Origin of the sequence: Actinoplanes sp. SE50/110 (assembly GCF_900119315.1) — a bacterium.
GTDB lineage: Bacteria > Actinomycetota > Actinomycetes > Mycobacteriales > Micromonosporaceae > Actinoplanes.
This window is the reverse complement of record NZ_LT827010.1, coordinates 6,467,056-6,479,746: the sequence shown is the minus strand read 5'-3', so window position 1 is coordinate 6,479,746 and position 12,691 is coordinate 6,467,056. Positions and strand designations below refer to the sequence as shown.

At 72.5% G+C, this 12,691-nt stretch carries 11 protein-coding genes; 1 reads left to right on the top strand and 10 read right to left on the bottom strand.

Annotation, left to right across the window (positions count from 1 at the left end; genetic code table 11):
* Window positions 1–33 precede the first annotated feature (33 nt).
* On the top strand, window positions 34–387 hold the full coding sequence (locus ACSP50_RS29245; protein WP_080128061.1) for a DUF4265 domain-containing protein: 354 nt from the start codon (window positions 34–36) through the stop codon (window positions 385–387).
* On the opposite strand, the gene ACSP50_RS29240 is transcribed toward ACSP50_RS29245, so the two are convergent.
* The 10 genes from ACSP50_RS29240 to ACSP50_RS29195 form a co-directional block, all read right to left on the bottom strand.
* Window positions 341–1,324, bottom strand: a complete 984-nt coding sequence (locus ACSP50_RS29240; RefSeq protein WP_080128060.1) for a hypothetical protein — start codon at window positions 1,322–1,324, stop codon at window positions 341–343. The genes ACSP50_RS29245 and ACSP50_RS29240 overlap by 47 nt on opposite strands.
* A gap of 252 nt (window positions 1,325–1,576) precedes the next feature.
* Entirely contained in the window at window positions 1,577–2,803 is a 1,227-nt protein-coding gene (locus tag ACSP50_RS29235; RefSeq protein WP_014692897.1) for a toprim domain-containing protein, read from the bottom strand.
* A 6-nt stretch (window positions 2,804–2,809) separates the two neighbouring features.
* A complete protein-coding gene (locus ACSP50_RS29230) occupies window positions 2,810–4,726 on the bottom strand; it encodes a type IV secretory system conjugative DNA transfer family protein (protein ID WP_014692896.1) in 1,917 nt (638 codons plus the stop codon).
* A 21-nt stretch (window positions 4,727–4,747) separates the two neighbouring features.
* Window positions 4,748–7,681, bottom strand: coding sequence for an LAGLIDADG family homing endonuclease (locus ACSP50_RS43570; RefSeq protein ID WP_014692895.1), 2,934 nt, complete (start codon window positions 7,679–7,681; stop codon window positions 4,748–4,750).
* A gap of 115 nt (window positions 7,682–7,796) precedes the next feature.
* The gene (locus tag ACSP50_RS29220; protein WP_014692894.1) at window positions 7,797–8,702 is read right to left on the bottom strand and encodes a hypothetical protein; all 906 of its coding nucleotides are present in this window, start codon (window positions 8,700–8,702) and stop codon (window positions 7,797–7,799) included.
* On the bottom strand, window positions 8,699–9,091 hold the full coding sequence (locus ACSP50_RS29215) for a hypothetical protein (RefSeq protein ID WP_014692893.1): 393 nt from the start codon (window positions 9,089–9,091) through the stop codon (window positions 8,699–8,701). Before ACSP50_RS29215 ends, ACSP50_RS29220 begins: the two co-directional genes overlap by 4 nt.
* Entirely contained in the window at window positions 9,088–10,014 is a 927-nt protein-coding gene (locus tag ACSP50_RS29210) for a hypothetical protein (protein WP_014692892.1), read from the bottom strand. Before ACSP50_RS29210 ends, ACSP50_RS29215 begins: the two co-directional genes overlap by 4 nt.
* A complete protein-coding gene (locus ACSP50_RS29205; RefSeq protein ID WP_014692891.1) occupies window positions 10,011–10,592 on the bottom strand; it encodes a hypothetical protein in 582 nt (193 codons plus the stop codon). The genes ACSP50_RS29210 and ACSP50_RS29205 overlap by 4 nt, the downstream gene beginning before the upstream one ends.
* Complete coding sequence (locus ACSP50_RS29200; protein WP_014692890.1) at window positions 10,589–11,197, bottom strand: hypothetical protein; 609 nt, start codon at window positions 11,195–11,197, stop codon at window positions 10,589–10,591. Before ACSP50_RS29200 ends, ACSP50_RS29205 begins: the two co-directional genes overlap by 4 nt.
* A 46-nt stretch (window positions 11,198–11,243) precedes the next feature.
* Window positions 11,244–12,665 carry an SCO6880 family protein gene (locus ACSP50_RS29195; RefSeq protein ID WP_063714093.1) on the bottom strand — a complete coding sequence of 474 codons (1,422 nt, stop codon included), beginning with the start codon at window positions 12,663–12,665 and terminating at the stop codon, window positions 11,244–11,246.
* Window positions 12,666–12,691 lie beyond the last annotated feature (26 nt).

Genomic DNA, 12,691 nt, shown 5'->3' with positions numbered 1-12,691 from the left:
CCATCCTTTCGCGGTTGCTGCGTCGGCGCCGAGGTGTCGGTTCCTGGACCGACTACATCGGCGCGGCTGGAGGCGTCAGGCCATTGCGTCATCAGGGTCCTGCCGGTACCGTCCGGTCCGCTGGCCCCGAACGCGTCGGCCGTCCACGCTGCGTTCGCACGTTTCGGCGTGGGCGGTGAAGTGTTCAGCGCCGAGTTGCCGCTCGTAGCTTTCGACGTCCCTGCCGATGCCGACTTCAGTGAGATCCAGCAGGTACTCACGGATGGCAAGTCGCACGGCTGGCGGCACTTTGAGGTGGGCTGTGGGACTGGCCGTTGGTGGAACTCGGCGGGGCCTGAGCTTAGCCGTGGTCTTCCCAATCTTCGACGCCGAATCGGGCTTCGCTGATCACGACGTCGCCGGCCCGTGCCGCCCGGACCAACATACTCAGATCGAGCGGCCCTACGTCTCCGTTGCAGCCAAAGGCCAGGGTTACACCTTCGTTGCCCGCATGCTGGTAGAGGGTGGCTTCGAGAGCAGGAATGCTCTTGCCGATCAGATCGATGCCGTCGTAGGCGACCTGTGGGCCGGTACGCCCGTGCACGGTGACGGCCGCCAGCGAGGGGATGTCCCAGCCCTGGTAGTGGGCGGTGACCCCGGTAACGTCGAATCGCTCCTCGCTGGGAAACCACTGTCCGGCCTTCTCCAGCAGCGGCGAGGGGTAGTAACCGCGGCGGGCAGCCGGCGCTTCGCCGCCCAACGCGGCCGACACCTGCAACGGGGTCATCCCGAACTCGAGCGGTCCCACTGCCTTCAACGGCGTCCAGTCCCAGCGCGCACGGCTCTCCTCGGGGATCACGAGCCATGCCCCGGGATCACATTCCCATCCGCGGACATCGCGCCATCTGATGATCGGCTCGGACGAATACGGATCCTCCGCCAACTCGGCACCGACGAACAGCGCGTCGGTGACCATCATGCCGGTGCGTTCCAACGCTCCGGACGGCGAAAGTCCCCACTGCGGCGTAGCGCCCAGGGAAAGCCCCCAGGCCGCCACCTCAGGATCACCGCTCCAGTTCACGGTGACGACAGCGTCGTCGCGGCCCGCGAGTTGCTGGATGCCGGCTGCCACCGCGGACGGCTTGCCGCCGACGAGGTCCAGTTCCCGCAGCCGGACCATGGGGCCGGCCAGCGCGTCGATCGCCACCGCGACGAGGCCTCCCTGGTCATAGATCGCGGTTACGCCGCCATCGCTGTACCGCTGCCATGACTCCTTACCTTCGTAGCCTCGATACGATTCCAAAGACTCAGCGCCTAGAACTGCTTTGACCTGCTGTGACGTCATCCCGAACCGTAGGGGTCCCACGCCTTCCAGCGGGTCGAAAGACCACGTGGCGCGATCTTTAGGTTTCCTTTGCCACCAGCGCATACTTGTCCCCCGCTACCCTCGCCAGGCCGGCATCAGCGCCGGTCGATCGTGCGAGGCATCCTAGGCGCGCCCTCTGACAAAAATGTGGGGCCATTGAGGGAGTGCACGAACGGATTTCATCGCCGAGAACCGAGACGGCGGCCGCCCGTGACGGCGCCCCTCGACGGCTTACCGGCGGCGCGTCGGGTGCGTTGCACGGGCCGTTGCGGGAGACGGCTGCGACGCGACCATGCCGCGCGGACGTAAGGGTGGAAAGGCGCTTTGGGAAGCCGGAGGTGCCGGACCGGCGCTGTTCAGCGTTCCGGCGGCTTCGGACCAGGACGCTTCGACATAGTCCACGGCGATCTCGACGAGGGCCTGGACGCTGATGCCGGTGCGCTGGGTGATGAGTGCGCCGATGCGGATCGCTTCGGCCTTGTCGTCGGCGTCGAACATCAGCGTGACCAGGTGCCGGGCGGTTTCGACGCGGCCGCCGACGTCGTCCAGCAGCCGTGGATTGCGGTCGAGGAGGGTGTCCAGGCGGTGGTTGACGACGGTTTCCAGCAGCGGCTGGGTGTGTGCCTGCAGCGTATCCCGCAGGTCGACGCGGCCGTCGGGCCGGGTCAGTAGGGTGGCCGGGTCGGCGCCGGCGGGCAGTACGGCATGGTGCAGCAGCCGGGACGGCAGCCGGGCGTGCAGCAGGGACCAGGCGCGGTCGGTGGCGGCGCGTCCGGCGGGGTCGTTGTCGTAGGCGGTGACCACACCGTGCTGCTGGGCGCCGAGCACGGCGCTGACCTGCTCGGCCTGGGCCGGGGTCAGCGCGGTGCCGCAGGCGGCCACCGCCGCGATGCCGCGGTCGCCGTCACGGCTGTAGGACAGCCAGACCGCCAGCACATCGGTGGGGCCTTCGACCAGTGCCGGCTGCCAGCCGGCCTGCAGCCGGTCCTGTTGTTCGGCCAGGCCGAACAGCAGCTGGCTCTTGTCGTACAGCGGGGTCTGCGCGGTGTTGAGGTATTTCGGGGTGTCGGGTCCGGCGCCGGGGGCGGCCCGGCCGGTGAAGCCGACCGGGCCGTGCTGGTCGCGGACCGGGAACATCAGCCGGTCCCGGAACACGTCCAGCAGCCGGCCGGGATCGGCGTGCTGACGCCGGCACAGGCCGGCGGCGACCAGCTCCTCGGCGGTGTACCCGCTGGCCTGCAGGTGCCGGGCCAGGTTCTGCCAGCCGGGCGGGGCGTAGCCGATCTGCCACGGCCCGGCCCGGTCGACGACCGGCTGCAGGCCACGCTGCCGCAGGTAGGTGCGGGCCGGGCCGCCGGCCGGGCCGGTCAGCTGACGGCGGTAGAAGTCGACCGCTGCGCGGACCGCGACCCGCAGCCGGACCGGATCGGCGGCGGAAGCTGGACCGGCGGTGGTCACGGCCGATCACCCCCGGGTTCGGCCCGCGCGGCGGGCCCGGTCGTGGTCGTGCTCGGCGGCCCCGCCCGCGCCGTCGTCGTCCGGGCTGCGGCCAGTGCGGTGGCCGGTGTGCCCGGCGCGGTCGGCGTACCGGGCGCGGCGTGCGGCGCGTGCCTGCCCGGCCCGCCGGGTCATGTCCGCGGTGTTCGCGGCGACCGCCGTCGACAGCTGTTGCGCTTGCGGGCCTTCGTACCAGGGCAGCAGGGTCAGCATCGCGACCCGGACACCGGTGGCCAGCAGCAGCGCCGTGCCCTTGGGCAGCGCCCGGATCTGGGCGGCTTCCAGGATCCGCTGCCGGCGGGTGGACACCTGGTGGGAGGTGGTGCCGGAGCCGTCGCGGGTGCGCGAAGCGACGGTCACCTCGTGCTCACCGACGAGCCGGGACAGGTCTTCGGCGAACCGGGCGTCGTCGATGCCGGCGCCGACGAGTTTGACGGTGGCCGCCGACCACAGAGCGTCCATGCCGCGCTCACCCCACACCCGGGCGCCCTGCCGGTACGACTGCAGGATCGTGATCGGGCAGATCCCCCGGGACCCGAAGTGCGAGTACAGGTCCGGCAGGTCCCGGATCTTGCAGATGTTCGCCGCCTCGTCCAGCACGGCCAGCAGCGGCGGGTCGAGCCGGCCACCGGTGGCTTCGGCCAGGGTGACCGCGGCGCGCAGCACCTGGTCGGTGAGGCCGGCGACCAGCGGCGCGGCCGCCGCGGCACCATCCTTGGACAGCAGGTAGAGCGTGTCGGGGGAGCCGGCGAAAGCGTCAACGTCCAGAGAGCGCAGCCGCCGGTCGCCGGGGGCGGTGACCCACTGCATGATCTCCGGGTTGGCCAGGCACGCGGCCGCGGTCCGGGCGGTTTCGTAAATGCCCTCGCGGGTTTCCGGGGCGCCGGCCTGCCGGCCGGCCAGGGCCCGGGCGGACGCGGCGAACCCGGCCTGCTCCAGGAGTTGCCCGGGCACCCGGGTGATCGAGTCCGACAGCCACTCCTGCACCGCGTCCAGTCCGGCCCCGCTGACCGCGGCGGCCAGGATCAGCGAGGTCAGCAGGTCCAGGGCACCTTTGGCCCAGAAGTCGTCGGAACCGTTCTCCGCGCGGATCTCCTGAATGAAGTGGTCGGCGAGCCGCTGCGCGTCCTCGACCGTTTCAACCGCGGCGAGGGGATTCCACCACCAGGTCTGCTCGACGTGGGTGATGTGCTGCGGGTCGAACGTCCACACCCTGCCCCGTCCGGCGCGGGCGGTGGCCGTGGTCGCCCACAGGTCGGCCTTGTTCGAGGTGGCCAACGCCGGGCCGGGCGCCGACAGGACCGCCGTGACCGCCAGCGCGGTCGTCTTACCCGAGCGGGGCGCCATCACCGCCAGCACCACGTCTTCCCACGACCCGTACACGCGGTCACCGCGACCGTGCCGGCGGCGGTGCTCGCCGAGCAGCACCCCGGCCGCTTCCTCGGCCACCTCTTTGACCGGAGTCTGCTGCAGCGACGGACGCAGCCGGCGGGCCTTGGCCGCCGTCTGCGCCAGACTCATCGGAGCAACCTCCGCCCGGCTGGCGAGCGCGGGCAGCGGATCCTCCGCATCGGGCCGGAACCGCTGCCAGACCGCTACCCCCACGCTGACCAGCACAACCAGCGCCAGTAGCAGCACCGCGTAGACGACCGCTACTACCGTCGGGGACACCCCCGGCCACAGCCGCGCCCAACCGGCATGCACCACACCCTGGGTGAAATCAGCCCCGAACCCTGGCCCGGCCGGCCGGCCGGTGAACACCGCGACCAGGCGCCCGGCCAGCCAGCCCAGCCACACCACCACCCAGCCGGCCGCGCACAACCCGAGAACCACCCACGGTGTGGTCGCCCCACCGGCGTTACCGCGCGGCTCGACCGGGCGCATCGACACCATCCCCGGCCCCGATCAGATCCGCCCGGCCACGGCCGGGCGAACGTCACGGATCGCGGCGTCGGTGTCGTAGAGCGGTATCTCCTCGTCGACCAGCGTCATGGCGACCGGCAGGCCCGGCCGCTCACCGGTTTTGATCAAATATTTGCCGCGGCCGGGATGCGCTGCCCCGGTGAACCAGGCTTCCGGCGCGGCCCACGAGGCGACCAGGTCCTGCTCACGGCCCGATAGCCGGACCACGTCGTTGACCCGGGCCAGCTCCCGCGGCGGCAGCCCGGCCAGGATTTTGATCGCGGCCCGCTCGATGAACCCCTGCGCCTTAGCCCGGTCCGCTTCGGTAGGCAGCGCGTCCAGGTCGGCCAGGGAATGCGTGACCATCACCGACGCCATCCCCTTCTGCCGATTCAACCTGGTTAGCGCGTCGGCGTGCTCGACCAGGCCGGACGCGCCGCGCAGCGCCCGCCACAGCTCATCCATCACCCCGAGGTACTGCCGGCGCGGCGCCAAGCCATGATCAGCGAGGGCGGCGGCGGCGTCGACCATCGCGTACCCGTAGCTCCAGGTGCACAGCATCGCAGCCGCCACCAGCTGGTCCCCGGCGGCGGCGACCTGCGAGATGTCCACGCTGACCGCCGGCGCGTCCAGGTCGAGGGCAGTGCTGGTCGGCCCGTCGAACACCCCGCGCAGCGACCCCTCGCACAGCAACGCCAAGGTGGGTACCAGCTGGTCGACGCGGCGCCGGTACTCACCCTCAGTCCGGGCCCGCGCCGCCGCCCGCAGCTCGTCGGCGCCGGACTCCACCAGGTGCAGCACGTCCGGCACCGTCGGATCATGCGGCAGGCGTTCGGCGAGGACGTCGATCGCCCGGCCCAGGATCACCTCCTCGGTGTTCGACAGCGGACCGCCGCGCACCAGCGCGCACAGCGCGAGCAGCAGCGACATGCGCCGGCCGCGGACCTCCAGGCGCAGCTGCCGCGACTCCTCGGCACCCATCCGGCTCAGGACGGCGCCCAACGGCCCCGAGTCCAGGGGGTTGATCCGGTCCAGGCCGCGGCCGACCCGGATCACCTGACCCTCCAGATGCCGGACCAGCGGGGTGTAGTCCGGTTTGGTGTCGCCCAGGATCAGGGTGTGTGTGCCGCACCCGGACATGCCGGTGACCAGGCGCTTGACGATGGTGGAGTTGTGGGTGGCGATGAAGGCCCGGGTGACCAGGAACTGGCCGGAGGGGTTGGCGACCTGGATGCAGCGCACCGGCCGTGAGGGCACCGGCTCGACGGCCACGATGTAACGCACCGCGGTCCGGAGTGTCGCGGCCCGGCGTCGCTGCCGGTGGGCGTCACGTTTGCGGGCGAGTCCGAAAACCTCGTCGGTGGTGGTGAAGCCGATCTGATAGGCGTACCGGTGTGCGGTGACGGTGCTGCCGGTTGCCCGGCGGTTCATCGCCGGTCGGTAGCCCAGCGACGCGATCAGGTCGAAGACGTCCTCGGCGAGCCGCTGGTCACAGCTGGTGTATTGGACCTGCCCGCCGGGGCTGACCGTGCCGTCGGTGTCGAGCAGCCCGGACAGCAGCTGTCGCCGCTGCTCAACGCTGGCCCGCAGGTATTCAGCGGGAATGTGCTTGTCGCCCAGGACGCCGAGCGCGCGCAGCTGCCCCACCAGAGTCTGCGCGTGAGCGCACGCCCGGTGCCGCTGCCCGGTGCTCGAGCGGCGCAGGGGCTGCCGGCAGTGCTGACACGTCCGGGCCTGCCGGTGGCCGGTCTGCGGGGCGCGGGCCGCGCACGGCCGGGAACAGTACTGCTGCCCGGTGTAGGTGGCGTCGAACGGCTTCCGGCAGCGCCGGCAGACAATTCCGGCTGGTGGTGCGGGAAGGCGCTGGCTGCTGATGCTGTACCGGTAGCGGCGCCCGGCGAGCACCCGGTAGCCGGCGGCCGAGAACTCGGCGGCCAGGGCCGGGTCGGCGGTGGTGAACATCGCCCGGTCGGTGGCGCCGTCGCCCAGCCACAGCCCGAGCAGCCGCGCCGGGACAGGCAGCGGCCGATCATGGCCTGATACCGGCGGCGCAACCGGCACCGCATGGTTGGTCTTCCCGGCGTGCGTCAGCGTCTGCCGGATCTGCCTCGTGGTCACCGTCCCGGTGTCTTCACGCTGATCGTTGACGGGGGCGGCGAGCATCAGCGCGGTCTGCTGCAGGGTGCTGTACCGGTCGAACAAGCGGGCGTTGCCGGCGCGGCCGGTGACCGGCCAGCCGGTGGCCCACCGGTACAGCCGGTCCCGGACCGACGGCTGATCCCAGCCCACCTGCGCGGCAAGGTCCGGCAGCGTCGTGTCCTGCCCGGGCGTGGCCGCGGCCAGCAACTCGGCGACCCGGGCCTGTTCCGCCGCGGTGCCCAGCGGCCGACGCGCCGGCGGCCGGAGCCGGGCCACTACCCGGGCCTGCCGCTGCGCCTGGGTTTGGGTGACCCACAGATGTTCGTCGTCAGCGACCACCGTGGTGGCGTCGGAGAACCGCAGCCGGGAACACGTCCGGCCGGTCCACACCTCGGACACCGCCACCACCGTGGTCGGCCGGCCGTGCTCGTCGAACACCGCGTCGCCCGGCTTCAGGTCACCCAGCCGGGCCACACCGTGCGGAGTCGGCACCGGCGTGTCGACGTCCAACGCCTTGCCGACACCGGGCTGTCCGAGAACGAAAACACCTGGGTTGGTGACCAGACCCGCGCGCAGCCATTCGAGCGGGTCGAGGCAGACGACCTCGCCCCAGAGCATGTGCCGGCCGATCGGCACGCCGAGAGTGGGGGCGCCGCTGCCGGCGGTGAACGGGAACAGCCCGCACATCTGATGGGTGGTGCCCTGGTACTCCATGCCGGGAGCGACGTGTGAGGCGCGGCCGGCGTGGGGGCCGCGGTGTCCCCACGACGGGGCGATGCGGACAGGGTTGGACGGCATTGTGCCTCCTCAGGCAGTGAACGGGGTGTCGAAGGTGAGCAGGCGGTAGGTCATCAGGCGGGTGTTGCCGCCGTCGTTGCCGGTCGCGCTGCCCGGTAGCGGTGCCTGGCGGGCGCTACCGGGCGCGGTGCCGCTGCTGGCCCGGGCCGGTTGCCGGCGGCAACCCGGCGGGCATGCTGGCCGGCGCGGGGAAGGGGACGGCGCGGGCCGGGAACGCGGCGGCCGCGCTGGACGTGGGCCGACTGGTCAGGTCGACGGTTTCGGTGTAGGTGGTTCCGTTGCGCCAGCCGACGATCCGCGATGCGCTGACCCGGGTGTTGTTGTACGGCCGGTGCTCGGCGGCCAACTTGCGGGCTTCCTCGACGGTGGCCACGGTGTAGGTTTCCCGGCCGCGTTCGCTAATCGCGTTGGCGAAGTCCACTTCGATCCGGCCGACCTTGGAGGCTTCGATCTGGCGCAGCAGGGTGTCGGCGGCGCCCGGGTCGTAATCGGGGCCGGGCAGGCCCGGGATGCGGGGCACGTGCTCGCGGATCCAGGCGAACGCGGCGTCGCGGCGTTGCGGCAGGCTCAGCGACGGATGCAGCAGCCGGCGGGCGTCGGCTTGGTCCCGGTCGGTGTACCGGTACGGCGGCGGCATCCAGGCGGTGATCTCCACCCATGACCTGTCGGGCAGGGTGGCGTGGCCGCCCGGGTTATCGGTGACCTGGCGGTCGCCGGTCTTCCAGGTCACGGCGGGGTCGAGCAAGGCGGCGTGCAGGCGGGGTAGGACCAGCGCGGGCAGGGTGGCGCGTAGTTGCCGGTTGCGGCTGTTGTCGGCGGCGGTGAACAGCTCCCACTGCGGGTCGCCGCGCGGCACGGTGACGGCGAGGGTGAAGTGGGCGTTGAGGACCTCGGCCTGCCGGGGCGGGTTGCCGAACGCGACGGTTCGGCTGGTGGTTTCGAACTGGAACGAGTGCGAGTCTGTCTCGAATCGCCAGCCGTGGTGGGGGCCGTCGTCGGTGATGGTGTACGAGCCGATCATCGGGTCCTCCCGAGCGGGTGCTGGCTGGCGGCGGCCGGTGCTTGCGGTGCCCGGTGCGGTGTCGGGGCCAGCGGCGGGAACGCCGTGGCCGCCGGACTCCGGGTGCCGGTGCGGATCCGGTCGTGGTGCAGGGCCAGGGTGTTCGCGGAGATCTGCCACTGCCGGGCGGCGGCCCGGACCGGGCCGGGCTCGGCGGCGGCGACCAGCACGAATTGCGGGCGGGCCACGCCGTCGTCCGGGTAGGGGCGCAGGGACGCCATCCAGCGGCCGGCGGCCGGGTGGACGGTGAGCGTCCACGACCCGGCCGGGACCTGTTTGGCCTGCACACCGTGGTCGGTCAGGAACGCCAGCTCCCGGTTCACGGCGAACGCGGCCGGGATAGCGGTCATCGCCGGGGTCCCGGTGTGGGTGCGGGCCGGGACGGCGGCGCGACCGCTGGCCGTGTCCCGGGGGTCCCCGGGACGATGACGGCGGGGCGAGGGAACGCGGTCGCGGTGGGTTGCGCCCGCTTGGGGCTGTCGGCCGGATCCAGGGTGATGGGCCGGATGATCGGCAGGCCGTGGTCGATGGCGACGACCTGCTCGGCGGTGACCGCGGTGTTGTTGAACGGCCGGTACGAGCCCGCCATGATGGTCGCCTCGTGGAGCGTGTCGGCGACCCGGTGACGAAGGCCGTCGCCGGTGCCGTTGCGGAAGGTCAGCACGATCTGCCCGACGTGCGGCTGGCCGGGTAGCGGGGTGCGCAGGAACGTGTCGGTGGCGGCGGTCCACGCCGTGCGGTCTTGCCCGGCCGGCAGCGCCTGCCGCCAGGACTGTTGCAGCAGCCAGGCGAAGGTAGCGGTCAGCCCATCGCGGTTCATCCGGTCCCCGAGCGATATGCCGGACCGGTGGCGGCGAAACGAATCGGCCGCGGCCACCTGCACGGTGCTCGCCGGTCCGGTCAGGTCGGCCAGCTGGCCGCTGATGCCCGCAGTGATCGACGATGCCCGGCTCATCAGCCAGCCGTCCCGGACCGCCAGTTGCGCCTGTACACGGGGTAGTAGCAGGCCCAGGGCGATCTCCCGGATCTGCCGGGCGGTGGGGGTGTTTTGCTGGGTGCGGCCGAAGATCCGCATGACCTCCCACTGCGGGTCACCCGGCTCCAGGTGCAGGCTCAGGGACACCCGGGGACTGCCCGGCGCGCTGTCGGGCAGGTTCGGCGGATGCACGGTGATCGTCTGCGACAGCAGTCGCAGGCCGATGGCCGCGCTGTAGTGGGTGCCGGACCAGCCGCGCAGCGGCCCGTCGTCGATCCGGAACCGCAGCTCGCTCATCGGGCGCGCCGCTGCGGGATGCAGCCGGCCGCCGGGCTCGGTATCACGGCCGGTGCCGTCCCGGGTGCCGGCCGCAGCCGAGGGAATGCCTGCCCGCTGTGGTAGGCCTGACCCGGCACGGGATCGGCCGGGCCACTCGGAGCCAGGGCGTCGGCCACCGTCGCGAGCACCGCGGACCGCGGATCACGCCGGCTGAGCGAGTCGCGGATCAGCAGCAGGCTGGTGCGGTGAAAGCCCAGGTTGTCGGTCTGCACCATGTCGCGCAGGCCCGCCATCAGCACATCCGGTGCGTAGCCGACCGGCCAGCCGTCGGGGACCAGGGGCGGCTCGTTGCGCGCGTAGTACAGCTCGGCGAGCGTCTGCAGCAGGTCGGCCTGCAGGGTGCGGGCGGCGGCTCGCTTAGGCTGCGCAACGGCCAGTCGCCGATGGATGTGGGCGAGTTCGGCCAGGGCCAGCGCCCGGTTCAGGTCGGTGCCCGCGCCGGCCAGCTGCTGAAGGGTCGTGGTAGTGCGCTGGTTGAGGACGTGCACCATGCCGTTGCGGCCGCCGGCCCGGTAGCCGCTGGGGGCGCGGCTCACCGGGACCGTCCCATGGCCGGGCGGGTCGCGGCCCGGCCGAGCGCGACACCGGCGGCCGCGAACGAGGCCCGCGGGTGCAGCGGCGGGAAACCCTGCCCGGCGGGGCGTAGCTGCGGACGTACCGTCCCGGCCAACGGGGCCGCGTTCGGTGCGGGCAGGTGGGCGCGTAGCTGTGCTACTGCGGTCAGCGCGGGGTCGTGCGGGTCGGCAGCCGCCAGCGTGCTGGCGGTCTGGGCCAGCAGCGCTGCCTGTTCCCGCCGGTCTGCGGCGATCGTCATGGCCTGCAGCAGCCTGCGGACCGGTGGGGTGAAGGCGGTAGCCGGGCCCGGGCCGGGCAGAAAGTATCCGGCGCGGGTGTAATAGACGTGCGACAGGGAGCGCAGCATCGCGATCTGCCGGTCCGAGCGGCCGGCGTTGTCGGGGTCGAGGTCGGTCAGTCTTTCGGTGGTGCGGGCAGATCGGGCCAGCAGGTCGGCCAGGGTGGTGTCGTGCGGCTCGGCGCGGCCGGCGCCCGGCAGTAGCGCGGCACCCCGATCGGTGTGGGTGGGTGTGGCTGGCGCGAAACGCGCCCGCAGGCGCTGGGTGAAGCTCGACAGGACGCCCATGACATCTCCGATCAAGCGGACTGGTGGCGCGGGAAGGAAGGGGCGGTCAGCGCGGCCATTGCCGGGCCAGCTGCGGCGGGCAAATGCCGCACGGCAGAGTGGCGGCGAAGCCGGTGGACTGCGCGGCCCGCTGCCGGCGGAGCCGGATCTTGGCGATGTCGGCGCGGGACTCGACGTCGGCGACGGCCCGGCCCAGGTCGTCCGGATCCAGGACGGTGGTGGTGACCCACAGGCTCAGCAGGCCCACGCCGGCGCCGACGGCTTCCTCCCGGGCGGTCTGCTGCGCCCGTTCCCGGTCGGCCAGGTCCCGGGCGGTTTCGTCGCGGCGCTTCGCCCGGTTGTAGGCGGCCCGGAACACAGCCGCGTTGACCTCGGACTCGACGGCCCGGGCGGCTTCCCCGGCCGGCAGCGGCCGATACAGCAGGGTGACCCGGCGCGGGTAGGCGCCCGGGGCCATCAGCCGGGCCAGGACGTCGGCGTGCACCGACTGGCGGGGAGCCTCATGCCACGCCCAAGAGACGCTGACGCCGGAGTCGTGGACGTACCGGTCGATGTGCTCCTCGGCGAACACCGGCCCGCAGCTGCTCCAGTCGACCCACCGGTCCAGATCCAGCGGGGACAGCCGGGCCAGGTCGGCGCGGGCGGCCGGGTCGAACGCGCCGCGCACGGTCGCGGCCAGTTGCGCCGTGGTGGCCCGGCCCAGCACGGTCAGCCCGCAACTGCCGAGCGCGTCCTGCAGACCTGGCAGGGTCCGGGCGATCTCCTGCAGTGCCTCGTCGATGGTGCGCGGCCGGGCCGGGGACGCGGCCGGCCGGAACGTGATCGTCACCCGGGTTTCGACGTCGGCGGCCGCGGCCGGGGACACCTCCACCAGGCGGCGCAGGACCCGCTGGGCGGAGGCCGGGCTGTGCGGCATGATCCGCCGCCCGACGTGCTCGGCGAGCCGGGAACCCTGGTCGGGGCAGGTGTCTACGGTGACCGCGACGTGGTCGATCATCGGCAGGTAGCCGAGGTTGGCGAGCCAGCCACCCCATGAGGCCACCCACGTGTCGGTCGTCGACGCGTCCGCCAGCCAGGTCGAGGTGGCCGCGCAGCGCAGCGTGACGGCCATGGTGCCCAGCCGCTGATGGTGCACGACCCCGAAGTCACCGCCGGGATCGTCGACCGCCAAGAGCCGGGTGGCAGCCAGCACCCCAGGCAGCTGCCATCCGTGGTCCCCGGTAACGGCCGGGCCGCTGTGGTAGCGGGTGTAGCCGCGCCGGGACCCGGCCTGCCACCGCACCCGCTGCGCGATCCCGGCCGCCAGTGAAACCCCATCCCAGCGGGCGACCATCACGATGACCACGATCAGGGCGGGTGGTGCGGTCACCGCCAGCAGACCCAGGCTCAGCGACCCGGAAATCACCATCGTGACGACCGCGCCGAGCACCACCACGGTCTGCACCGATCCGAGCCCGAAAAGGCCCATGCCCCTGGACCGGCGCCACCCCGCAT

Excerpts from the sequence above, each read along its gene's own strand:
- ACSP50_RS29240 (WP_080128060.1), bottom strand. The coding sequence starts at position 1,324 with ATGACGTCACAGCAGGTCAAAGCAGTTCTAGGCGCTGAGTCTTTGGAA.
- ACSP50_RS29215 (WP_014692893.1), bottom strand. The coding sequence starts at position 9,091 with ATGACCGCTATCCCGGCCGCGTTCGCCGTGAACCGGGAGCTGGCGTTC.
- ACSP50_RS29210 (WP_014692892.1), bottom strand. The coding sequence starts at position 10,014 with ATGAGCGAGCTGCGGTTCCGGATCGACGACGGGCCGCTGCGCGGCTGG.
- ACSP50_RS29195 (WP_063714093.1), bottom strand. The coding sequence starts at position 12,665 with ATGGGCCTTTTCGGGCTCGGATCGGTGCAGACCGTGGTGGTGCTCGGC.
- ACSP50_RS43570 (WP_014692895.1), bottom strand. The coding sequence starts at position 7,681 with ATGCCGTCCAACCCTGTCCGCATCGCCCCGTCGTGGGGACACCGCGGC.
- ACSP50_RS29220 (WP_014692894.1), bottom strand. The coding sequence starts at position 8,702 with ATGATCGGCTCGTACACCATCACCGACGACGGCCCCCACCACGGCTGG.
- ACSP50_RS29200 (WP_014692890.1), bottom strand. The coding sequence starts at position 11,197 with ATGGGCGTCCTGTCGAGCTTCACCCAGCGCCTGCGGGCGCGTTTCGCG.
- ACSP50_RS29230 (WP_014692896.1), bottom strand. The coding sequence starts at position 4,726 with ATGCGCCCGGTCGAGCCGCGCGGTAACGCCGGTGGGGCGACCACACCG.